This is a genomic window from Actinomyces sp. W5033, from assembly GCF_051303165.1.
Window position 1 is genome coordinate 89647 of the sequence record NZ_JBPPGD010000002.1, and the last position, 23336, is coordinate 112982.

Annotated in this window: 16 protein-coding genes and 1 pseudogene; 4 read left to right on the top strand and 13 right to left on the bottom strand. The window is 72.7% G+C overall.

Annotation, left to right across the window (positions count from 1 at the left end):
- Nucleotides 1-3: 3 nt before the first annotated feature.
- The 3 genes from ACSJJR_RS01940 (at nucleotide 4) to ACSJJR_RS01950 (ending at nucleotide 2738) form a co-directional block, all read left to right on the top strand.
- The gene (locus tag ACSJJR_RS01940) at nucleotides 4-675 is read left to right on the top strand and encodes a hypothetical protein (RefSeq protein ID WP_435941841.1); all 672 of its coding nucleotides are present in this window, start codon (nucleotides 4-6) and stop codon (nucleotides 673-675) included.
- Complete coding sequence (locus tag ACSJJR_RS01945) at nucleotides 672-2195, top strand: AAA family ATPase (RefSeq protein ID WP_435941842.1); 1524 nt, start codon at nucleotides 672-674, stop codon at nucleotides 2193-2195. The genes ACSJJR_RS01940 and ACSJJR_RS01945 overlap by 4 nt, the downstream gene beginning before the upstream one ends.
- 75 nt (nucleotides 2196-2270) lie before the next feature.
- Nucleotides 2271-2738 (top strand): DUF6912 family protein, encoded by a 468-nt coding sequence (locus ACSJJR_RS01950; RefSeq protein WP_435941843.1) that lies wholly within the window; start codon nucleotides 2271-2273, stop codon nucleotides 2736-2738.
- Between the two features lie 18 nt (nucleotides 2739-2756).
- Here ACSJJR_RS01950 and ACSJJR_RS01955 read toward each other — a convergent pair whose 3' ends face one another.
- The 13 genes and pseudogenes from ACSJJR_RS01955 to ACSJJR_RS02015 form a co-directional block, all read right to left on the bottom strand.
- Nucleotides 2757-6011, bottom strand: coding sequence for an AAA family ATPase (locus ACSJJR_RS01955; RefSeq protein WP_435941844.1), 3255 nt, complete (start codon nucleotides 6009-6011; stop codon nucleotides 2757-2759).
- On the bottom strand, nucleotides 6011-7315 hold the full coding sequence (locus ACSJJR_RS01960) for a metallophosphoesterase family protein (RefSeq protein ID WP_435941845.1): 1305 nt from the start codon (nucleotides 7313-7315) through the stop codon (nucleotides 6011-6013). Before ACSJJR_RS01960 ends, ACSJJR_RS01955 begins: the two co-directional genes overlap by 1 nt.
- Nucleotides 7316-7377: 62 nt before the next feature.
- The gene (locus ACSJJR_RS01965) at nucleotides 7378-8214 is read right to left on the bottom strand and encodes an undecaprenyl-diphosphate phosphatase (RefSeq protein WP_435941846.1); all 837 of its coding nucleotides are present in this window, start codon (nucleotides 8212-8214) and stop codon (nucleotides 7378-7380) included.
- A gap of 109 nt (nucleotides 8215-8323) precedes the next feature.
- The gene (gene hisN, locus ACSJJR_RS01970; protein WP_435941847.1) at nucleotides 8324-9148 is read right to left on the bottom strand and encodes a histidinol-phosphatase; all 825 of its coding nucleotides are present in this window, start codon (nucleotides 9146-9148) and stop codon (nucleotides 8324-8326) included.
- Between the two features lie 62 nt (nucleotides 9149-9210).
- A complete protein-coding gene (locus ACSJJR_RS01975; protein ID WP_435941848.1) occupies nucleotides 9211-10254 on the bottom strand; it encodes a zinc-binding dehydrogenase in 1044 nt (347 codons plus the stop codon).
- A 137-nt stretch (nucleotides 10255-10391) separates the two neighbouring features.
- A pseudogene (locus ACSJJR_RS01980) lies at nucleotides 10392-11189 on the bottom strand (HesA/MoeB/ThiF family protein); the annotation flags it as partial.
- Entirely contained in the window at nucleotides 11186-13219 is a 2034-nt protein-coding gene (modB, locus tag ACSJJR_RS01985) for a molybdate ABC transporter permease subunit (protein ID WP_435941849.1), read from the bottom strand. The gene modB and the pseudogene ACSJJR_RS01980, both read right to left, overlap by 4 nt.
- Nucleotides 13216-14037 carry a molybdate ABC transporter substrate-binding protein gene (gene modA, locus ACSJJR_RS01990; RefSeq protein ID WP_435941850.1) on the bottom strand — a complete coding sequence of 274 codons (822 nt, stop codon included), beginning with the start codon at nucleotides 14035-14037 and terminating at the stop codon, nucleotides 13216-13218. The genes modB and modA overlap by 4 nt, the downstream gene beginning before the upstream one ends.
- A 157-nt stretch (nucleotides 14038-14194) precedes the next feature.
- On the bottom strand, nucleotides 14195-14986 hold the full coding sequence (gene narI / locus ACSJJR_RS01995) for a respiratory nitrate reductase subunit gamma (RefSeq protein WP_435941851.1): 792 nt from the start codon (nucleotides 14984-14986) through the stop codon (nucleotides 14195-14197).
- On the bottom strand, nucleotides 14983-15732 hold the full coding sequence (gene narJ / locus ACSJJR_RS02000) for a nitrate reductase molybdenum cofactor assembly chaperone (RefSeq protein WP_435941852.1): 750 nt from the start codon (nucleotides 15730-15732) through the stop codon (nucleotides 14983-14985). Before narJ ends, narI begins: the two co-directional genes overlap by 4 nt.
- Before the next feature lie 18 nt (nucleotides 15733-15750).
- A complete protein-coding gene (gene narH / locus ACSJJR_RS02005) occupies nucleotides 15751-17316 on the bottom strand; it encodes a nitrate reductase subunit beta (RefSeq protein ID WP_435941853.1) in 1566 nt (521 codons plus the stop codon).
- On the bottom strand, nucleotides 17316-21077 hold the full coding sequence (locus ACSJJR_RS02010; RefSeq protein ID WP_435941854.1) for a nitrate reductase subunit alpha: 3762 nt from the start codon (nucleotides 21075-21077) through the stop codon (nucleotides 17316-17318). The genes narH and ACSJJR_RS02010 overlap by 1 nt, the downstream gene beginning before the upstream one ends.
- Nucleotides 21078-21120: 43 nt before the next feature.
- Nucleotides 21121-22473 (bottom strand): MFS transporter, encoded by a 1353-nt coding sequence (locus ACSJJR_RS02015; protein WP_435941855.1) that lies wholly within the window; start codon nucleotides 22471-22473, stop codon nucleotides 21121-21123.
- A 272-nt stretch (nucleotides 22474-22745) separates the two neighbouring features.
- On the opposite strand from ACSJJR_RS02015, the gene ACSJJR_RS02020 reads away from it, so the two are divergent.
- On the top strand, nucleotides 22746-23321 hold the full coding sequence (locus ACSJJR_RS02020) for a MogA/MoaB family molybdenum cofactor biosynthesis protein (RefSeq protein WP_435941856.1): 576 nt from the start codon (nucleotides 22746-22748) through the stop codon (nucleotides 23319-23321).
- The last annotated feature ends 15 nt before the right edge of the window (nucleotides 23322-23336 follow it).

The window sequence follows — 23336 nt, forward strand, 5'->3', positions numbered from 1 at the left end:
GCCATGAGCCCGACACCGCGAGTGCCGCAGCGAAGTGCCTCACGCAGCCTCACCCGGTCCGCAGCCCTACGACGTGCCCCCTGGAGGGACCCGCGCCTGGCCGCTGGGCTCGCCCTCATCGGCACCTCGGTGGTCCTAGGGGCCTGGGCAGTGAGCAACGCCGCCGACACCGAGCCCCTGTACGCCCTCGCCCAGGACGTTGCGCCCGGGGACGACCTCACCGCCGAGGGCGTCCTCACCGTCGTGGACTCCCACCCCGGCACCGGCTCCTACGTGCGGGCCGGCGAGCTGCCCGACGACGCCGTCGCCGCCCAGTCCCTCAGCGACGGCGACCTGCTTCCCCTGTCCGCCGTCGTCGGCGGCGAGGACCTCGCGCTGCGCGCGGTCGTCCTCACCGTCGCCTCCGCCCTGCCCGCGGGCACAGGCACCGGGGACATCGTCGATCTGTGGGCGCTGCCCGCGGCACGCACCTCCACCGAGGTCGGCACCAGTGAGGCCACCGTCATCGCCCAGGGGCTCATCGTCTCCCAGGTCGGCCAGAGCGGTGCCGCGATCCTCGGCGGCACCACCACCAGCGTCGAGGTCCTGGTGCCCGAGGCGCGGGTGGGGGCGGTCCTCACCGCTGTCGGTCAGGGCGGCCCCCTCGTCCTCGTGCCCACCGGGCAGGCGGCATGAGCGGCGCCCGCACGGACACCGGCGTCCTGCTCGCCCTTGCGGGGGACGACTCCGCGCACGTGCGCGCCATCGACGCCGCGGGCACAGGGCTGGTCGTCGTGCGCCGGTGCGGGGACGTCGCCGAGCTGCTCAGCGCCGCCATGGCGGGGCTCGCGGGGCTCGCGGTCGTGAGCACCGTCTTCGACGACGTCGATCTCACCGTCCTCGAGCGCCTGACCCGCGCCGGCACGCGCGGCGTCCTGCTCGTTGACGGCGAGGAGGCGGGCCGGTGGTCATTTCCCGGCTGGAAGGTGCTCGACGCCGGAGCCGAGCCCGCCCAGGTCCGCTCCCTGCTCCAGGCGCTCGGCCGCCAGGCTGCGCCCGCCACCACGGCGGCCGTCCCCGGCCGGCCCGAGCCCGGACAGAGCCTGCCGAGCGGTCCCGACCTGGGGGACAGGGCGGCAGGCGCCGCGCCCTGGTCCGCGCGAGCGGGCGCGCACCACCAGCCCGCCCCGGCCCCTGCGCCGACCCCCGAGGACCTGGCGGCCGTCCAGGAGACCGACCCCGGCCGCCTGCTCGTCGTCTGGGGACCCCACGGCGCGCCCGGGCGGAGCATGGTGGCCGCCGCGCTCGCCACAGGACTGTCCCGCGTGGGGCCCACCATCCTCGTGGACGCCGACACCGAGGCGCCGAGCCTCGCCCAGGCGCTGTCCCTGCCGGACGGCTCCTCCGCCTTGGCCACCGCGGCCCGGCTCGCCTCCCGCTCGCGCCTGGACGCGGAGGCCTTCGCGGGCCTCCTCGTGCCCGCTGGCGGGCAGGTGGAGGTGCTTCCGGGGCTGGGGCGCTCGGGCCGCTGGCGCGAGCTGCCGCCCGCGGCCATGAGCCGGGTGTGGGAGCTCTGCCGGGAGCGGGCCACCTGGACGGTGGTGGACATCTCGGGCGGTACGGCAGAGGACGAGGTGGACCCCTACACCCTGGAGGCAGGTCATGGGGCGCTGCGGGCCGCGCTGCTGCGCGAGGCCGATGTCGTGGTGGTCGTGGGCGGCGCGGACCCGGTGGGGGTCCGGCGCCTGCTGCAGCTGCTCGCGGACGCGGCCGAGGAGACGGCGGTGACTGGACGGCTCGAGGTCGTCGTCAACCGGGTGCGGGCCTCGGCGGCAGGGCCCTCGCCCGAGCGGGCGGTTCGTGAGGCGCTGTCCCGCTTCGGAGCCCTGGAGGAGGCCACGCTGCTGCCCCAGGACGAGGCCGCTGACGCCTGCCTCCTGGCGGGTACGAGCGTGCTTGAGGGGGCGCCGGCCTCGGCCCTGGGGCGCGCCCTGGCCGTGCTCGTGGACCGTGTGGACCCGAAGGCCGGGGCCCGCGCGCTGGCGGCCAGCGCCCGCCGGGCCGGATGGTGGCGGCGGCGCTCGGCCCCCGTGGCGACGGCGACTGTGGCGACGGACCCTGTGGCGACGGCCGCTGAGCCGGGACGCTCCTCGCGCCGGGCCACCGCGCCTGGGGCACGGGTGCGCAGACGCAGCGGCGGCCGGCACCGGGGCTGAGCGCGGGACCATGACGCCCGGTCCGACGTCGGGGCCTGGAGGGCGGGGGCCGTCGCCCTGGGGCACACTGGCCCCATGCGCATCTACCTTCCCGCGACGGCCGCCGACCTGTCCTCCCCTGAGATCTCCCCGCGCCTGGCGCACGCCGCCACGCGGGCCCTGGCCAGCGCCCTGCCCGAGGAGGACGAGGAGGGCCTGGAGGTCTCCGCGAGCCTGTGCGCAGCCGACTCCTCGCTCGTGCTGCTGGCCGAGCCAGGACATGAGACGGTCTCCAGCCGTCGCGTCGTCATCGCGGCCGACGTCGATGCCCAGGCCGTCCGTGAGCTCGAGGCCGGTGACGAGGTCCTGCCGGGCACAGTGGAGCTCCTGGTCCCGGTGGCGTGGGAGGACGTTGCCGCGCTGCTCGTGGACGAGGCCGCGGCCGAGGCGGATGTCGCGGCCGCCCGCGCGGGCGACGAGGAGGCCTTCGAGCGGGCGGCGGAGGCAGACCTGCTGTGGTTCGACGCCTGTGAGAGGCGGGCTGTGGCCACCGACATCGGCTGAGCGGTGGTGGTGGGCTGCTCAGCCAGCGCGCACGGTGAGCGTGGAGCCCACAGTGGCGCGGCGCACCTCGATGCGGTCAGGGACCTGACGCCTGAGCTCCTCGACGTGGGAGACGATGCCGACGGTCCGCCCGCCTGCCTGGAGCCGGGAGAGCTCCGCCATGACGTCGTCGAGAGCCTCCGGGTCGAGGGTGCCGAAGCCCTCGTCGATGAACAGGGTCTCCATGCTGATGCCTCCCGCCTCGGCGGTGACGACGTCGGCGAGGGCGAGGGCGAGGGCCAGCGAGACGTAGAAGGTCTCCCCACCGGACAGGGTCCTCGGGTCGCGCTGGCCGCCACCAGCGAGGTGATCGACGACGGCGAGCCCGAGCCCACGGTCCTTGCGACGCGCGGAGCCGGCCTCCTCGGTGGTGGTGGTCAGCGCGAAGCGCCCACCCGACATCCCGGCCAGACGCTGGTTGGCGAAGACCAGGACCTCACGGAAGCGCTCGACGAGGACCCAGGTGGCCAGGGGAGTGGCCTGGTCATTCGTCCCGGTGGCGAGCTCGGCGACGCGAAGGAGGGCCTGCTGCGCCTCACTCGTGCGTACGAGCGAGGAGGCGGCGTCGTGCACGGCCTGGGCGGCCTGCTCGAGGGCCCGGTGGGCGCCACAGGCCTGCTCGGCGGCCCGCACGGCTTCGGTGTGCGCTGCGTCCGCCGCGGTGTAGGCGGCCTCGGCAGCTGCGACGTCCGCGGTCTCGCGACCTGTGAGCGCGGCGACCGGGGCCTCGGCCAGCCCCTGCCTCACCCGCTCACGGGCGGTGGCCGCAGCGGTGACCCGGGCGCGCAGGGCGTCGAGATCGGCAGTGGGCAGTGCCGCGTCATGGGCTGCGGTGAGCGAGTCGAAGCCGGCGCCGCTGAGAGCCGTGCGTAGGTCGGCCTGCGCCTGGGCGGTGGAGGTGATGGCGTCCACGGTGCTGCGCACGGCTCGGGCGGCCGCGGTGAGCGCGTCAGCGCGATCCGTCATCGCGTGCACGCGGGCGCTGACGGAGGCCTCGGTCCCGCGCGCCCGCGCGATCTGCTCGGCCAGTGCCTCCAGCTGGCGCCCGGTCCCGGCCAGCTGCTCAGCCCGGGCGGAGGCGGCGGCCTGTCGGAGGGTCAGGTCCTCGGTGAGCCGCGCGGTCTCCTGGGCGAAGCCCTCGACCTCGGTCTGCAATGACTCGACCTGCCCGGCCAGGGCCTGGCACCGCGCGAGCTCCATCTCCAGCGCGCTGAGGGCGTCGGCTGCGGCGCGGACGTCAAGACCACCCGCCTCCTCCTCGGCGGCGGTGCGCTGGCGGATCAGGGAGTCCAGGTCGCCGGCCCGGTCGGCCAGCGCCGCAGCGGCCTGCCTCTCGGCCGCCTCGGCGGCCTCGACGTCGGCACGGGTGACGGTGCCCTCCCCGACCGGGGCGGGGCAGGGGTGCTCGGTCGAGCCGCACACGGGGCAGGGCTCGCCCGCGTGCAGGTCCGCGGCAAGACTGCCCGCCGTGAGCGCGATCCAGGCCCGGCGTCGGGCGTGGAGGAGGTCTGCCGCCTGCTCGGCCGCTCGGCGTGCGGTACTCACCTCCTTGTGGGCCGTGAGCAGCTGGTCGGTGAGCTGGACAGCGCGACGGGCGGCCTCGTGCCGGGCGCGGGCGGCGTCGCGGGAGGCGGTGAGAGCCGGTACGCGGGCTTGGGCGTCACGCGCGGCACCGAGGTCCTCCTGGAGCCGGCTGTGGCGGGCGGGCCTCTCGGCCAGGGTGTCGCGGTCCCGCGCGATCTCGTCGAGCTCGACTGCGTGAGCCGCGCGCGCCTGGGCGAGGGCGTCGCGACGGGAGGGCAGGGAGCCCTCGGCCTCGACCAGGGCCTGCAGGGCTCCGGCGGCGAGCCTCTCGGAGCCGGCCGCTGCGTCCAGCTCCTCGGCACCCGCCCTGGACGCCGCGGTGAGGGCATCGAGGTCCGAGGACGCCAGGGCCCCGGGACCGGTGCCGTCCTCAGTGCCGTCGGCGGACCGGAGGAGCAGGGGGCGCACAGACTCCAGGGAGCGCGCGCCACCCAGTGGCGTGCCGGGCGCCGGTGCTCCCGCCGCTCCTGCCGCCTGTGGCCGCCCAGGCTCCGATGGGTCGGCGGGCGCCTCCTCGGGCAGGGCGCTGAGCACCTCTCCCAGCGCCTCGAGGGCGTCGAGAGCGGTAGCGCCATGACGCCGTGCCACGGCGGCCGGGAAGGACACGCGCTCCGCCCGCTCTGCCAGCGCGAGACGGGCGGAGTCTGCCTCGTCAGCCTCGGCGCAGGACTCCAGCTCATCCTGCTCGCGCAGGAGCCTCGCGCGCGTGTCGATGAGGGCGGCCAGCTCCCGGGTGGCCTGGAGGTTGCGTGCGCAGACCTCACGCTGCCTCCAGGTCCGCTCCTGGGCGGCCTCGTACGCCTGAACGCCTGCTTGTGAGGCGGAGACGGCCTCACCCAGGAGGAGGCGGAGTGCCCCCTCGTCCGGGACCGGTCCGCTCAGGGCGGCGTGCAGCCGTTCGGTGCCGACCGTCTCGGCTGTGTCACCTTCCGCCGGGCCGGGCTCGGCGCCGGGGGCCTCCTGCGGCAGCAGGCGGAGGAGAGCCGCGACCGCGCCGGCGAGGGCGGAGCGCGCGGCCTCGGACCGGCGTCGGGCGTCGCGTGAGCGCTCGGCGAGCTCGTCCTGCACACGGTCGTAGAGGCCCGTGCCGAACACGTCGCGCAGCAGCTCGCGGCGCTCCTGGGAGGAGGCTCTCAGGAAACGGGCGAACTTGCCCTGCGGCAGCACGACCGTCTGGGTCATCTGCTCCCGGGTGAGCCCGACGAGCCGGGTCACCTCCGGACCGACCTCACGAGGCCCGACGGCGACAGGCTCATGACCGGGGGCCTCGACCTCCTCCAGGCTCGACAGGCGCCACAAGTGGGCGCTCGCGTTCTGGGTGGTGGTGCCCGTGCCGCGCTTCTTGGGCCGCTCGTACTCGGGCGTGCGCCGCACCTTGAACAGGCCGGCGCCGGTGGAGAACACCAGCTCGACCACGCTCTCCTGCACCGGGGCGGCGTGGCGTGAGCGGACGCGGTCCTTCGAGGAGTCAGCAGAGTCGGCGACCTCCCCGTACAGGGCGAAGACGATGGCGTCGATGATCGTCGTCTTGCCCGAGCCCGTCGGCCCGGTGAGCAGGAAGCGGCCCGAGGAGGCGAAGCGGTCGAAGTCGATGACCTCGGTGCCCGCGTACGGGCCCACAGCAGTCATCGTCAGACGGTGCAGACGCATCACAGGCTCCTGTCTGAGGCACGCACGGCCTCGTAGACCTCACGCAGGACAGCCTGCTCGGCGTCGTTGGGCTCGCGCCCGCCGACCGCGGCGAGGAAGCGTCCACCGACCTCCACCGGGTCCGTCTGAGGGGTGACGACCACCTGCTCACGTGGCCGCTCAGACGGCGCGACCCGGCTGAAGGCGAGCATCTGCGGGAAGCGCTGCTTGAGACGGGCCACCGCTGCGACGGGCAGCTCCCCGGTGAGCTCCACGCGCAGCCAGGCGTCGGTGAGGACGTCGTAGCGGGGGGACAAGAGCTCCTGCATCGTGGCGCGCACCGTCTCGATCCGGTGGGGCGCAGGCGCGTCGATGAGCTCGGTGCTGCTCACGCCGTCGGCGCCGATCTCGATGAGGACCGAGGACTTGGCGAAGGGCGCCTCGGAGAAGGAGAAGGGTAGCGGCGAGCCGGAGTAGCGCAGCACGGGCAGGCCGGCCCCGGCTCCTGCGCGCTGTGCGCGCACCTGCTCGGGTAGGTTGACGGCCTGAGGGCGGTGGAGGTGACCGAGGGCGACGTAGTCCACGCCGCCGGCCTGCCCGGCAAGGGGGGAACCGCCGAGGTCGGCGAAGACCTGGGACGGGACCAGGTCCACGCCACCGACCCGGATGTCCCTCTCCGACTCCGTGGTCTGCGGGCCCTCACCGGCGCCTGCGGGGCCCACGAAGGCGTGGGCCATGACGAGGGCGGGCACACGCACCGACGCGCCCGCGCGCCGCTCGGCGAGGTCCTTGGCGACCAGCCTCAGGGCGCCGGAGACCACCGCCTCGTGCGAGCGGGCCAGGCGTGGAGGCCGGTCCGGCTCCTCGCCGTGCTCGCCCAGCTGCTCGGCGAGCAGCCGGGGCAGGCCCGCGCGTGCCGTGTCCGGGTCCAGGTAGGGCAGGGCGTACACCAGGGCCCCGAGACCTCCGTCGGCGTCTGGCAGCGCCACGGCGCGCCCCACGGAGCCGGTGCTGGCCCGGATGACCAGGCCCTCACGCAGCAGAGCGGAGGCGAAGCCCAGGCGCCGGGCCGAGTCGTGGTTGCCGGGGGTCAGGACCACGCGCGTGCGCTCGGTCAGGCGCCGCAGCGTCTCGTCGAGCAGCTGCACCGACTCCGTGGGCGCGACGGCGCGGTCGTAGACGTCACCGGCGACGAGCACGGCATCGACGCGCTCGGCACGGACGAGCTCGACGAGGTGGTCCATGAAGACGGCGTGCGCGTCCTCGAGCGGACGGCCGTGGAAGGTCCGTCCCAGGTGCCAGTCGGAGGTGTGCAGGATGCGCATGGGATGACGATCTCATGCGGCACCGACACGAGTACCGCCACGAGTGCCGCGGCGCCCCGGTCTCAGGCCGTCACCAGGCCGGAGGCGACGAGGGCGATGATGACAGCGCCCAGGCCCACGCGGTAGATGAGGAAGCCCGTGAACTTGTTGGAGGAGACGAACCGCAGCAGCCATGCGATGGTCGCGTAGGCGACCAGGCCCGAGACCGCCGTCGCCACGAGTGTGGCCCCCCAGCCGACCGTCGCCGCAATGTGGTCGGCCTCCCCCACCGCCTCCAGCAGGCCCGCGGCAACAAGTGCCGGAATGCCCATGAAGAACGACAACCGCGTCGCCGTCACCCGGTCGAAGCGCAGCAGCAGCCCCGCGGAGATCGTCGCCCCCGATCGGGAGATGCCCGGCAGGACCGGTGCCAGGGCCTGGAAGCAGCCGATGATGAGCGCGTCCTTGACCGTCACGTCCCTCATGCCCTGGGTGAGGTTGGTGCGCCGGTCCGCGACCCACATGACGGCCGACCACAGGATGAGGGCGGCCGCGATGACCCACAGGGAGCGTGCCGCGACCTCGATGAAGTCCTTGAGCGCCAGACCGACGACGGCCACCGGCACCGAGCCCAGGATGATGCCCCAGCCGAGCGTGTAGTCCGGGTCCTGGCGGGTCTCACGGCGGGCCAGGCCCGTGAGCCATGCCCGCACGATGCGCACGATGTCAGACCAGAAGTAGACGATGGCGGCGAGGATCGCCCCGATCTGGATGACGGCGGTGAAGGCCGTCATCCCCACCGTGTTGATGTCGTAGCCGAGCAGCTTCTCGACGATGTTGAGGTGCCCGGTGGAGGACACGGGCAGGAACTCGGTGATGCCCTCGACGATGCCGAGGATGACGGCGTGCAGCCAGTTCATGGGGCTCCAGTGCTAGCGGGGACGGGTCTGCCGGCAGGCTACCGCCAGCGGGGCGCGCCGACGGGTGCCGGGGCCTGTGTCCCCGCCCTCAGCGGAGCCGCGCCGCGGCTCAGTCGGTGTCGTGGCCGAGCAGGTCTAGCGCAGCCTCGTGCAGGAGGGTGTTCGTGGCCAGCGCGTCGCCGCCGAAAGGGCCGGGCTCGCCGGCCAGGGAGGTGAAGGTGCCGCCCGCCTCGGTGACCACGGGGACGAGGGCGCTCATGTCGTACAGCTCGAGCTCAGGCTCGGCCGCGAGATCGACGGCGCCCTCGGCGAGCAGCATGTAGGACCAGAAGTCGCCGTAGGCGCGCGTGCGCCAGCAGGACTGCATGAGGGAGAGCATCCCGCGCAGGCGCCCGCGCGCGGCCCACCCGGACAGGGAGGAGTAGGACAGGGAGGCGTCCTCGAGGTCGGCGACGCTCGACACGTGCAGCTGGCGGGCAGTGGACAGGCTCCGTCCCGTCCAGGACCCGCCGCCCGTGACTGCCCACCACCGTCGGCCCAGCGCCGGGGCTGAGACGAGGCCGACGACGACCTTCCCGTCCTCGACGAGGCTGATGAGCGTGGCCCACACGGGCACACCGCGCACGAAGTTCTTCGTGCCGTCGATCGGGTCAATGACCCACTGGCGCGGGGAGTGACCCGTGGTGCCGTACTCCTCGCCGAGCACGGAGTCCCTGGTGCGGGCGCGCGCGAGGTGCTCGCGGATGAGGCGCTCGGCCTCGCGGTCCGCGTCCGTCACGGGAGTGAGGTCCGGTTTGGCCTCGACGCAGAAGTCCTGCCTGTCGAAGTGCGCCAGCGTCAACGGGTCCACCAGGTCCGCGATGGTGTGCGCCAGGTGCAGGTCGTCGCGCCAGCGGCGCTCCGTCGTCGGGGCTGAGGAGGTGGACGTGCTCATGTGCCGAGGGTAACGGCGCGGCCGGCGCGCTCGCGGCCACCACGCGACCGCGCCCCGCGGCCTCAGACCTCCAGCAGCACCTTGATCTCGCGGCGCTCGTCCATGGCCTTGTAGCCCTCGGCGGCGTCGGCGAGCGGGATGCGTGAGGTGAACACCCGTCCGGGGTGGATCTCGCCGGCCTGGATGCGGCGGATGAGGTCCGGCAGGAAGGCACGCACCGGCGCCGGCCCGCCGTGCAGGTGCACCTCGGAGAAGAACAGCCTCAGTCCGTCGATCGTCTGGTTGTGCGAGACCCCCACGAAGCCGACGTAGCCGCCGGGCCGGCAGGAGGCGATCGCCTGGTCCATGGACTCCTGGGTCCCCACGGCCTCGCACACACCGTGCGCCCCGTAGCCCCCGGTGAGCTCCTTGACCTTGGCCGCGCCCTCCTCGCCACGCTCGGCGATGACGACGTCAGCGCCGAACTCGCGGGCGAGCGCCGCCCGGTCCTCGTGACGGGAGAAGGCGATGACCTTTTGTGCCCCCAGGGCCTTGGCGGCCAGCACAGCGCTGAGCCCGACGGCCCCGTCGCCGACCACGGCAATGGTCTTGCCCGGGCCTGCCTGGGCACTCACGGCAGCGAACCAGCCGGTGCCCAGCACGTCGGAGGCGGCGAGGTAGTCGGCGACCTTCTCAAGGTCCTCGGGCTTGCCACCGGGGACAGCCACAAGGGAGCCGTCGGCAAGCTCGACGCGCATGTACTCGGCCTGCGAGCCGGTGTAGCTGCCGGCGTTGGCGCAACGGGAGGTGTAGCCCGCCTGGCAGATCTCGCAGGTGCCGTCTGAGAGCATGAAGGAGCCGATGACGAAGTCGCCGACCTTGAGCGTGCTGACCTCGTGGCCGAGCTCGACGACGGTGCCGACGTACTCGTGGCCCATGTACTGGTTCTCCACCGGCTGCAGACCGCGGTAGGGCCACAGGTCCGAGCCGCAGATGCAGGCGGCCTCCAGCTTGATGACCGCGTCGGTGGGCTTGACGACCCGGGGCACGTCGATCTCGTCGATGACGACGTCACCGGGGGCGCGCATGAGGACGGCGCGCATCGTCTGGGGGATGTCAACGGTCATGGTGGTGGCTCCTCAGTTGCCGTGGCTCCCGCACCGTGCCGGGACGCCTTAACTACCTCATGGTAAGAAGAATCCATCCCGGTGTGTAATCTCCCCGGCGGGTTCTGTCGTCAATCCTCAGGCACGGGCGTCGCGCGCGGTCCGCACACGGGGCAGTCCGGGTGGCGGGCCACCCGGACCTCGTCCACACGAGCCCCCCAGGCGTCGAGCACGAGCAGGCGCCCGATGAGGGTGCGGGCGCCCCCGACGACGAGCTTGAGGGCCTCCGCGGCCTGCATCGATCCGACGATCCCGGGCAGGACCCCGAGGACACCCGACTCGGCACCGGAGGGCACCGAGCCGGGGGGCGGCGGAACCGGCCGCAGGCAGCGGAAGCAGGGCCCGTGCCCGGCGTCGAAGACGCCCACCTGGCCGTGGGTGCGCAGGACCGCCCCGTGCACGAGCGGCACGCCGAGCCGCGCGGTGGTGTCGCCGAGCAGGTAGCGGGTGGGAAGGCTGTCGGTCGCGTCAACGACGACGTCCCACCCGTCAAGGACCTCCGGGGCGTTGTCCCCGGTCACCCGCTCGGGCACCGCCACCACCGCCACGTCCGGGTTGAGGGCGGCCAGCGCCGCGCGCGCCGAGGCGGTCTTGGGGGTGCCTGCGGCGCCGGTGGTGTGCAGGACCTGGCGCTGGAGGTTCGAGACCTCCACGACGTCGGGGTCCATGAGACCGAGCGTGCCGACGCCGGCGGCCGCCAGGTACAGGGCAGCGGGGGAGCCCAGCCCGCCGACTCCCACGATGAGGACACGGGCCGCACGGATCCGCTCCTGGCCGGCTGTGCCGACCTCGGGCACGAGGATGTTGCGCGCGTAGCGCTCACGCTCGGCCGCGGTCAGCGCCCGCCTGCGCGAGCCGTCAACGACCGGGTCCGAGATGCTGGCACGTCGGGTCATGCGGGCCCCCTTGGTGAGACCTCGGCCCCGTGTGGCAGCGCAGCTCGCGAGGCGAGCAGGCGCACCTGGACGGCCTTGACGACGCAGGTGGCCGCACCGCCCGGCGCCAGGCCGAGGTCCGCGACCGCGCCCGCGGTGACGACGGCGGACAGACCCTGCCCGTCCCCCAGGGCCAGACGCACGTGGACCAGGGAGCCCGCCCGCTCCAAGGCGGTGACGGTGACGGGCAGGGTGTTGCGCGGTGAGCCGTGGGCGGCGCCGCCCACAGGGTAGAGGGACACGGCATCGGGAGGCACGAGGGCCAGGCCCTCCCCGCCGGGCCCCTCCCACGGCTCGCCCGGACGACCCGCGACCCGGGTGCCGTCCGCCAGGACCAGGGCCGGGGCCCCGGCATCGCCCTCCAGGCGCCCGCTGAGCACCGACGTGCCCGTCAGGCGCGCCGTGAAGGAGGAGACCGGGGCTGCCAGTACCCTCGCCGTGGGCCCGGACTCCACGACGCGGCCCGAGCCGAGGACGACGACCTCGTCGGCAAGCGCCGTGAGGTCGAGGACGTCGTGCGTCACCAGCAGGAGGGTCAGCCCCTCCTCGGCCACGCGACGGGCAACGAGCAGGCGCATGTCCTGCCGGGCGGTGACGTCCAGGGCCGCCATCGGTTCGTCGAGGACGAGGACCGCCGGGTCCGTGGCCAGGGCCCGCGCCAGCGCGACACGGGCGGCCTGCCCGCCGGAGAGCCGTGATCCGGACCGGTTCGCCAGTCGCTCGGCGCCGACGGCCACCAGCTCGGCCAGGGCGCGCTCACGGGCCGCCGCGCGCCCGAGCCCCCGGCAGCGCGGCCCGAAGGCGACGTTGTCGAGGACGCTCATATGGCTGAAGACCCCTGGCGCCTGGGACAGTAGGGCGACCCCGCGCCGTCCGGCCGGGACGAAGACGCTGCCGGGGGCGGCGCCGTCAAGCAGCCTGCCCCCCACGCTCACACTCCCTCCCTCGGCGTCGAGCAGCCCGGCGAGGACGGCACAGGTGGTCGATTTGCCGGAGCCGTTGGGGCCGACGAGGGCGACCGAGCGCCCCGCCGCCACGTCCAGGTCTACGGCGACGCCGCGCTCGGCGCAGGTGAAGGAGACGTGGACGTCCCTCCCAGCGGCGGTTGTGGTGCCGGGCCCGCCGCCGTGCGCACCCGCCGCACCCCGGTCCGTCCCCGGCGTCAGGACGCCCCCCTCCGGCCGGGCGGGGCGGGCCACGTGTGACCACGGGATGTTCGTGGCGCCGACGACGACGAGGGACAGGGCGATGAGCACCACCGCCAGCGCCAGCGAGGTCGCCGTGTCGTTCTCCCGCTCCAGGTAGATCGCCAGCGGCATGGTGCGGGTCACACCCTCCTTCGACCCCGCGAAGGCGATGGTCGCCCCGAACTCGCCCAGGCTGCGGCCCAGTGCCAGGGCCGTGCCCCGAGCCAGTGCCGGGGCCACAAGGGGCAGTGTCACCCGCCCCAGAACTGTCCACGGCCCAGCGCCCAGGGTGCGGGCCACTGTCTCCGCCTGCCGGTCCCGGCTGCGCAGCGCCGCCTCGAGGGTGACGACGAGGTAGGGCATCGACACGAAGACTTGGGCGACGACGACCGCCGTCGTCGTGAAGGAGATCTGGATGCCCGCGGCGTCCAGGGACGCACCGAGCAGGCCGCGCTTGCCCAGTGTGGACAGCAGGGCGATGCCCGCCACCACCGGTGGCATTGTCATGGGCAGGACCGCGGCGGCCCGCGCTGCTCTCACGCCGGGCCACTGGCGGGCCAGCACCAGGGCGAGCGGCACACCCAGCAGCACGGACACGGCCGTTGCGATGACGCAGGTGCGCAGCGACAGGCCGAGCGCGGCCCGCGCCGAGTCGGAGGCGAGCAGTGCGGGCACCTGCGCCCACGACACGCGCGTGCCCAGGCCGACGAAGGGCAGCACCAGCGCTGCCGCGCCCAGGACCCCCAGGAGGAGGACCGGGGCGGGCAACGGGCTGCGGGCTGCGCGGTTACGGTGTCCGCTCACTTCGACGCCGGGGCGCCGAAGCCGTAGGAGGTGAGGATCGCCTGACCGGCATCGGACAGGACGAAGTCGACGAAGGCCTGGGCCGTGGCGGCGTTCGTCGAGCCGCTGGCGACCGCGACCGGGTAGTGGTTCATCACCGAGTTGCGCGGCAGGGCGATCTGCTCGACAGCGTCACCGGCTGCGGCGGCATCGGTCGTGTAGACGATGCCGGCGTCAGCCTCGCCGGACTCGACCTTGCCGCGCACGTCGGTGACCTTCTGCTCCTCGGAGACCGGGTGCAGGGTCACGCCCAGCTCCTCGGTGAGCTTCATGGTGGCCTCACCACAGGGGACAGAGGGGGCGCAGATGACGAGGTCGGCGCCCTCGAGCGAGGAGTCCAGGCCCGTGACGCCGGCCGGGTTGCCAGCCGGGACGATGAGGGTCAGGACGTTGGTGGCGAACTCCGTCGGCTTGCCCACCAGGTCCTTGTCGATAGCGTCCTGCATGGTCGAGTTGTTCGCCGTGGCCAGGACGTCGGCACTCGAGCCCTCGGCCAGGGCGGCGACGAGGTCCTGCGAGCCCTGGAAGTCGAAGGTGACGGAGGCCTGCGGGTGCGCCTGGGTGAAGGCGTCGGCGATCTCCTCGTAGGCCTTCTGGAGGGAGGCGGCGGCGAAGACGGTGATCTCGCCGGAGACCGCGGCCTCAGAGGACGTGGAGCTCGCAGCCGCGCCGGTGGCCGGCGCGGTGGAGGTGTCCGACGCCGAGGAACCGCATGCGGCGAGCGTGAGGCAGGAGACGAGGGCGAGTGTGGTCAGTGTGACGCGGCGCGACAGGCGCATGGCGTTCCTTTCTGGATCGTGGCGATTGCGAGGCCTCCTCCGTCAGGCTCCCGCCCCACGGGGGAGGCCCCCCGGGTGCCGTCGTCCTCCCGTGCGGCCCACGGGCACGACGGCGCCACGGCCGATGCTATCGGCAACGCGTCGCCCCCGACCCCGATCAGGCGCCGTGCGAGGGGGTGAGGTCATCCGCCCCGACGTTGCCCGTCCCCTGCGTGTGCACCGGCTGCCAGCCGCGGCGCGGCGCCACGGTGGAGGTCGCCCCCTCCCGCGAGCGGTAGACGACGTAGGGCCGCGTCGTGTAGCCCACGGGGGCGCTCACGGCGTGCACGAGGCGGGTGAAGGGCCAGATCGCGAAGAGCAGCAGACCCGCCACGATGTGCAGCTTGAAGACCATCGGCACCTCGGCCATGAGGTGCGCCTGCGGGTTGAGCAGGAAGATCGAGCGGAACCACGGGCTGATCGTCTCGCGGTAGTCGTAGCCCTCGGCACCGCCGAAGAGCTGGGTCGTCACGGTCGCCGCGAAGCCCAGCAGGACCGGCACGAGCAGCAGCACGTACATGATCTTGTCGTTCCTCGTCGTCGCCAGCCGCACCGACTTGACCACGATCCGGCGGTAGAGGAGCCCCGCCAGGCCCACGACCGTCATGAGGCCCGCGATCGTGCCGGGGATGACCGCCACGAGGTGGTAGACGTGCTCCGGCACGCCCATCGCCACGGTCCACGACTTGGGCAGCACGAGGCCCATGAGGTGGCCCATCGCCACGAAGAGGATGCCGAAGTGGAACAGCGGCGAGGCCCACCTCAGGATGGCCCGCTCGTTCCACTGCGAGGAGCGGCTCGTCCACCCGAACTGGTCCGTCCGGTAGCGCCACACGAGCCCGACGACGAGCAGCAGGAAGCAGACGTAGGGCAGGGCGGTCCACACGACCGCGGACTCGAAGGTGCTCATGGACGGCTCTCCTGGCTCATGTCCCAGGCGGGCATGCCCGGGAGGCGGGTGACGGGGGTGGAGGGGAAGGGCAGGGTCTGGGTGACCCCGACGGTCTCCGTGGGCGGTCCGGCGGAGACCAGCGCCCGGATGCGCTGCGCCGTCGCCTCGTCGATGGGCGGCAGCGTCATCGAGACGGCCTCGACGAGCCCGGCGTAGGGGCTGGAGGCGTCCGCGAGCGCGGCCCGCAGGACCTCGATGCCCTCGCGGTGCGAGGACAGCAGCGCGGCGGCGACCTCGTCACCGCTGCGGGCGCTGAGCTCCAGGACCACCGGCAGGTAGTCGGGCAGCTCGTCCTCGGTCATCTCGTAGCCGGCGGCGGCCAGCGCCTGCTTGAAGGCCAGGATCGCGGCTCCGCGGTGGCGTGTGTCGCCGACGGCGTAGTAGGTCAGGTACAGGCAGCAGCGGCGCCGCTGGTCGAAGAGCCGGACGTAGTGCTCGGCCATCGCCCGCTGCCCGCGCTCGCGGGCGACGGCGATGAAGCTGCGCAGGGCTGCGGCCACGGGCTCGGGCGGCAGCGCGTCACCCTCGGTGGCCAGCGCGGCGGCGCAGGCGTCCAAGCGGGCGTCGAATCCGTCCTCGGCCGGGTAGTCCAGCAGCAGGGAGGCCACCATGTGGGCGGTGGCGCGCTGGGGCGCCGTCACCTCGACGGGGGTGACGGGCTCCAGCGGTGTCGCCGCCCGGGGCGCTCTGACGAAGGTAGTCATGCGTGCCTCGCTGTCGGCTCAGCGTCCGGCGGGGCCGGGCGCGGGGACGCTCTCGCGGCGCACCCGCGGCATCGGCAGGGCGACGGAGCCGCTGGCCGCGGCGGCGGAGCCGCAGGCCTCGGGGGCGCCCATGCCCAGTAGGGTGCGCACGTCCTCACCCATGGCGGTCATGCCGCGCGGCACCTCCGGGGTGGCCGTGGGGATGACGTAGCGGTCGTTGTACTTGGCGATGGCCAGCAGGCGGTACATCTTCTCCATCTGCTCGCCGTCCATGCCGACGGCGCCGGCGATGCTCGCGTCGGGCACTCGGCCCAGACGCACCTCGCGCATGTGCGAGCGCATCGCCGCCAGGCGGCGCAGGACCTTCTCCACCGGGTTCGTGTCACCGGCGGTGAACAGGGTCGCCAGGTACTCCAGGGGGATACGCATCTCGGACACGGCGGTGAGCAGGACCTTGTGGTCCTCACCGTCCAGGCCGGCGGCCGCGACCTCGTCGACGACCGGCGACAGCGGCGGGATGTACCAGACCATCGGCATCGTCCGGTACTCGGGGTGCAGGGGCAGGGCCACCTCGTAGGTGGAGATGAGGTCCCACACGGGCGAGTCCTGGGCGGCAGTGATCCACGACTCGGGCACGCCCTCGGCGCGGGCGGCGGCCACGACCTGCGGGTCGCGCGGGTCCAGGAGGATCTCACGCTGGGCCATGTACAGGTCCTGCGGGTCCTCGGTGGCGGCCGCCTGGGAGACGCGGTCGGCGTCGTAGAGGATGACACCGAGGTAGCGCAGGCGCCCCACGCAGGTCTCGGAGCAGACGGTCGGCAGGCCCGCCTCCAGGCGCGGGTAGCACAGGGTGCACTTCTCAGCCTTGCCGGTGGAGTGGTTGAAGTAGACCTTCTTGTAGGGGCAGGCGCTCACGCACATGCGCCAGCCGCGGCAGGCGTCCTGGTCGACGAGCACGATGCCGTCCTCGGTGCGCTTGTACATCGCGCCCGAGGGGCAGGCGGACACACAGGTCGGGTTGAGGCAGTGCTCGCAGATGCGCGGCAGGTAGAACATGAAGGTCTGGTCGATGCTTGTCTCGACCCTTCGCCCCATGGCCTTCAGGACCGGGTCGTCCTGGAGGATCTCGGTGGAGCCGCCCAGGTCGTCGTCCCAGTTGGGTCCCCACTCGATGGTGGGCATGTACTCGCCCGTCAGCTGGCTCTTGGCGCGCGCCACCGGCAGGGCGGGGGAGTCCTTGGGGGCGGACAGGAGCTTGTCGTACTCGTAGGTCCACGGCTCGTAGTAGTCCTCGACCGTGGGCATGTCCGGGTTGGCGAAGATCTGGGCGAGACGGCGTAGGCGCCCGCCCGAGCGGGGCACGAGACGGCCGTTGGCGGTGCGCCTCCAGCCGCCCCGCCAGCGCTCCTGGTCCTCCCAGCCCTTGGGGTAGCCGACGCCGGGACGGGTCTCGACGTTGTTGAACCACATGTACTCGGTGCCCTCGCGGTTGGTCCACGCCTGCTTGCAGGTGACCGAGCACGTGTGGCAGCCGATGCACTTGTCGAGGTTCATGACCATCGCGATCTGGGCCATCACCTTCATCAGAAGGTCACCTCCTGGTTGCTGCGACGACGGATGACGGTGACCTCGTCGCGGTTGTTGCCGGTGGGGCCGATGTAGTTGAAGGCGTAGGACAGCTGGGCGTAGCCGCCTGCGAAGTGGCTGGGCTTGAGCACGATGCGGGTCATCGAGTTGTGGGTGCCGCCACGACGCCCCGAGCCCTCGGTCAACGGCGTGTTCATGGTGCGCTCCTGGGCGTGGTGCATGAAGACCATACCCTCGGGGATGCGGTGGGAGACGATGGCGCGTGCCGCCACGATGCCGTTGCGGTTGGTGGCCTCGATCCACTCGTTGTCGCGCACACCGATCTTCTCGGCGTCGGCCGGGCTCATCCACACCGTCTGACCGCCTCGCCCCAGCGTGAGCATGTGGAGGTTGTCGTAGTACTGGGAGTGGATCGCCCACTTGTTGTGCGCCGTCAGGTAGCGCACCGCCACCTGGACCTCGCCGGAGGGCGTCGTCGACACGGTGCCGGGGGCGGCCTCGCCGTAGAGGCTGGCGAAGTCCAGCGGCGGGCGGAACTGGGGCAGGCCCTCACCCATGTCACGCATCCAGTCGTGGTCGAGGTAGTAGTGCATGCGGCCGGTGAGCGTGTGCCAGGGCTTGGCGTGCTCGACGTTGACGACGAAGGCGCTGTAGCGGCGTCCGCCGTGCTCGGAGCCGGACCACTCGGGGGTGGTGATGACGGGCTGCGGCTTGACCTGCGTGTCGGCGAAGGTGATGAGCTTGCCCGCCTCCTCCTGGCTGAGCTCGACGAGCTCGGTACCGGTGCGCTTGGACAGCGTGCGCCACCCCTCGGTGGCCACGCGTCCGTTGGTCGCGCCGGACATGTGCATGACGCCGTCGCCGGCGCGGATGGGCGTGTCCACGAGCGGGCGGCCCTCGGCGGCACCGGTGCCGGTACCGTGGGCGGCCGCCAGGCGTGCCATCTCCTTGTCGGGCATGAGGGCGATGCCCTTGGTGGGCAGGCCGAGCTTCTCGACCAGCGGGCCCAGGGCGTTGAACTTGTTGAGGATCTGCGTGTAGTCGCGCTCGACGGGGACGAGCTTGGGCATGGTCACGCCCGGGATCCAGTCGTTGGGCATGGCGGACACGTCCCCGTGCGCCATGGTCAGCGCGTCGGGGGTGTCGTGGTTGAGCGGGGCGGCCACGACGTCCGTCTGGGTGCCCAGGTAACGCGGGGCCCACTCGGAGACCATCCGGGCCAGCTGCTGGTAGATGTCGAAGTCGCTGCGCGCCTCCCACGGCGGGTTGATCGCCATGTTGAAGGAGTGGATGAAGGGGTGCATGTCCGTCGTCGACAGGTCGTACTTCTCGTACCAGGTCGCGGCGGGCAGCACGACGTCGGAGTGCAGCGTGGTGGAGGTGTTGCGGAAGTCCGCGGTCCACATGAGGTCGAGCTTGCCCTTGGGGGCCTCGTCGCGCCAGGTCATCGACACCGGGCGACGGCCCTCGGGCGTCTCGGCGGCGTTGACGTCGTTGTCGGCACCCACCATGTGGCGCAGGAAGAACTCCGTGCCCTTGGCGGAGGAGCCCAGCAGGTTCGTGCGCCAGGAGGCGAGGATGCGCGGGAAGTTCTCCTCCGCGTCCGGGTCCTCGCAGGCGAAGCGCAGCTCGCCCTTGCGCAGCTGGTCGACGACGTACTCCTTGGGGTCCATGCCGGCCTGCCGGGCCTGCTGGCCCAGCAGCAGGGGGCTGCGGTTGAAGGTCGGGTACGACGGCGTCCAGCCGCGCTTCATCGCCTCGACCATCGTGTCCGAGACGGTCTTGCCGGCCAGCGTGCCCGCGCCCAGCGGGGAGGCGAGGCGGTCCGCCGGGGTGTCGTCGTAGCGCCACTGGTCGGTGGTCAGGTACCAGAAGCCGGTGGAGATCATCTGGCGGGCGGGACGCTGCCAGTCCAGGGCGAAGGCCCACTGCTGCCAGCCGGAGACGGGACGGACCTTCTCCTGGCCGACGTAGTGCGCCCAGCCGCCACCATTGACACCCTGCGTGGCGCACATGGAGGTCAGGGCGAGGATCGTGCGGTAGATCTCGTCGGCGTGGTAGTAGTGGTTGATGCCGGCTCCCATGACGATCTGGGAGCGGCCGCCGGAGTCGATGGCGTTCTGGGCGAACTCGCGGGCTACGCGGATGGCCGCGGGTGCGGCCACGCCGGTGAGCTCGCTGGCCCAGGCGGGGGTGCCGGGCACGGTCGCGTCGTGGTAGTCCTCGGGCCACTGACCGGGCAGCCCGGGGCGCTGGACGGCGTAGTTGGCCAGCAGCAGGTCGTAGACGGTCGTCACGAGGCGGCCGTCGGCCAGGCGGGTGGCGGGCACGCCGCGGCTCACGACGCCGCCGCCCACCGTGCCGGTGGGGGTCTGGGAGCCGGGCAGGTCGAAGCGGGGCAGCAGGATCTCGGTGGCCTCGATCTCGTGGCCGGCGGCGCGCAGCTCCTCGACGCTCATGATGGGGTCCAGGCCCTCCATGAGCAGGTTCCACCGGCCCGCGCCCTCGGGGTTGAAGCGGTCGGCGAGGGTACCGCCCGGGTCCTGGGGGCCGCGCTCGCGGTCCCACACGAGGGGGCGGAAGCTGTTGGCCGGCATGCCCTCGGCGACGCCGTTGACCTCGTCGGCGGTGACGAAGCGGCCGGGGACGGTGCCGGTGGCGTCGGGGGAGTCAACGAGCTCGACGAGGAAGGGTGAGTCGGTGTGGCGGCGCATGTAGTCCAGGAAGAAGGGCTCGCGGCGCCCGACGTGGAACTCACTGAGGATGACGTGGCCCATGGCCATGGCCAGCGCGCCGTCGGTGCCAGGGGCCACGCGCAGCCACTGGTCGACGAACTTCGTGTTCTCGGCGTAGTCGGGAGACACGCCGACGACCTTCTGCCCGTGGTAACGGGCCTCGGTCATGAAGTGGGCGTCAGGGGTGCGGGTGGTGGGCAGGTTGGAGCCCCACATGATGAGGTACTGGGCGTTGTACCAGTCGCCGGCCTCGGGCACGTCCGTCTGGTCTCCGAAGACCTGCGGTGAGGCGGGCGGCAGGTCCGCGTACCAGTCGTAGAAGGACAGCATGGTGCCGCCGATGAGCTCGTGGAAGCGGGCGCCCGCCCCGTAGGAGATCATCGACATGGCGGGGATGACGGAGAAGCCGGCGCAGCGGTCCGGGCCCCAGGTGCGGATCGTGTGGACGTAGGCGGCGGCGATGATGTCCATGGCCTCGTCCCAGCCGACCCGGACCATCCCTCCCTTGCCGCGGGCGGACTTGTAGGCGCGGGAGGTCTCGGGGTCCCCGGTCACCTCGGCCCAGGCGGCGACGGCGTCGCCGTCGTTGCGCTTACGGGCGGCCCGGAAGGCGTCGAGCAGGACGGAGCGCACGTAGGGGTAGCGGATGCGGGTCGGCGAGTAGGTGTACCAGGAGAAGGCGGCGCCGCGGGGGCAGCCGCGGGGCTCGTACTCCGGCATGTCCGGCCCGGTGGTCGGGTAGTCGGTGATCTGCTTCTCCCAGGTGATGACGCCGTCGGTGACGTAGACCTCCCAGGCGCACGAGCCCGTGCAGTTCACCCCGTGGGTGGAGTGGACCATCTTGTCGTGGCTCCAGCGGTGGCGGTAGAAGGTGTCCGCCTCGCGCCCGCCCTCGAGGAAGAGGCGCCTGGCGTCGGCCGAGGGGGTGCCGCGGCGCAGGTAGGAGCCCATCCTCAGCAGGCCGGGCACGGACTCGACGGGGGTTCCGGGGCCGGGGACGACGGAGTCTTTGGGAGCAGTCATCGTGGTTCCTTGACGTGCGTGGGGGTGCGGTGGCGAAGCGGGCTCAGCCCGGACGCTTGGCGTTGGGCCGGGCGTAGCGGATCCAGCAGATGACGGCGCACAGGACACAGAAGGCCGCGCAGCCGTAGAAGAAGACGGAGGTCTCGATGACGGTCAGCGCGATGCCGACGAGGAAGGGGCCCAGCGAGGCGACGGCGGCGGTGAAGCCGATCGCCCCGCCCGCCTGCCGCTTGGGCATGATCATCGGCATCTGCTTGAAGGTGGAGGCGTTGCCGACACCGGCGAAGAAGAACATGGTGAGCAGGCCCGCCATGAAGACGGGGAAGTCGCCGGGCGAGTCCGCGGTGGCGGCCTGGAAGCCGCAGAAGGCCATGGAGGCGGCCATGCCGATGGCGGAGACGAAGGTCCAGATGGCGCCGCCGAAGCGGTCGCACAGGGGACCCCAGGCGAAGCGGAGGAAGGAGCCGATGAGGGTACCGATGAAGGCGTAGGAGGCGCCCTTGGGCAGGTCCGCGGCGGACAGGGTCCCGGCGAGGGTGGAGGAGGCGCCGTAGGTGTTGTTAATGATGTTGGCGGTCTGCGCGGCGAAGCCGGAGAAGATGCCGAAGGTCATGATGTAGAGGACGGTCATGAGCCAGGTGTCGGGGTTGCCGAAGATGTCGAGCTGCTGCCTGACGTTGGCCTTGACCGGGACGTCCTTGATGAAGCGGAAGGCCAGGAACGCGGCGATGAGGGACCAGGGCAGGAAGAAGACGGTCGCGTTGAACACGTGCGGGGCGCCCTCGGCGTAGGGCGTCACCCAGGTGAGGCCGAACAGGCTGGTGCTCATGAGGAAGGGGGCGGCGAGCTGGATGACGCTCATGCCCATGTTGCCCAGGCCTCCCTGCAGGCCCAGGGCGGTGCCGGACTTGCTCTTGGGGAAGTAGAAGCCCGTGGAGGGCATGTAGCCGGAGAAGGTGGCGGCACCGATACCGCAGGTGAAGGCCAGGCCCAGGAGCGTGACGAAGGAGGTGCCGGGGTTCTGCACGGCGAAGAACCAGCCGAGCATCGGCAGGACGAAGAGGAGGGAGGACCAGCCGATCATCCGGCGCGAGCCGATGGTGGCGGGCAGGAACATGTAGATGAGCCTCAGGGCCCCGCAGGACAGGCCCGGCATGGACGTGATCCAGTAGATCTCGTTCTTGCTCAGGCTGAAGCCGATCTCGTTGAGGCGCGGGGCGACGGCCGAGGGCAGGAACCAGACCGTGAAGCCGAGGGTGAGCGAGAAGGTCGTGATGGCGAGGGTCGTCCACGCGATCCGCGAGCTCCAGCGCTCGGGCTCCTCGGGGTTCCACCCCTGCAGCACCTTGCCTGAGGTGTCGAGGGCGGGGGTGTCCTGTGGGACGGACTGGCTCATGGATGCTCCTGTCTGACGCAGTGCGGGGCTCGCGCTCGGGGCGAGAGGGACGGGGAATGGTGTCGACCTGGCGTCATGATGAGTGAGCGGTCCCCGCGGCGCGGAGGGTGGACTTTTGTCCCGGAACGGCGCGGCTCCGGGGTGCCCGATTTATCACGAGCCGACATGTATTAAGCGATGATTGTCTTCGCTAATTTATGGTGGCTGCGGCGCGGGCGAGGGCGGCACCCGCATCGCCGGGGACCGTGCCTGCGCGGGGCTACCGTGGGGACATGAGCACAACCTCCCAGCCCGAGTCGGCCACCCCCACCGCGGCCGACGCCGACGCCATCGTCCAGAAGGCCCTCGCCCCCCTCGGCGAGCCGGTGCGCGGCGCCGTCATCACCGTCTCCGACCGCTGCGCGAGCGGGCAGCGTGAGGACGCCTCCGGCCCGCTGGCCCAGCGCCTGCTCGGCGAGCACGGCGTCGTCGTCGAGGAGGTCGTCGTCGTGCCCGACGACATCGACGCGGTGCAGGCCGCCCTGCGTGCCGCCGTCGCCGACGGCGCCCGGGTGGTCCTCACCACCGGCGGCACCGGCGTCACCCCCTACGACCTCACCCCCGAGGCCACCGCCCCGCTGCTCGTCACCCGCCTCGAGGGCCTGGAGGCCCAGGTCCGCGCCCACGGCCTGACCAAGACCCCGCTGGCCGGGCTCTCACGAGGCCTCGTCGGCGTCACCAGCCGCCAGGCCGACGGCGCCCTCGTCGTCAACGCCCCCGGCTCACGCGGCGGGGTCAAGGACACGGTCGCAGTCATCGGCCCGCTCGTGCCCCACGTCCTCGAGCAGCTCGGCGGCGGGGACCACTGAGCGGCGGCCGCCCGG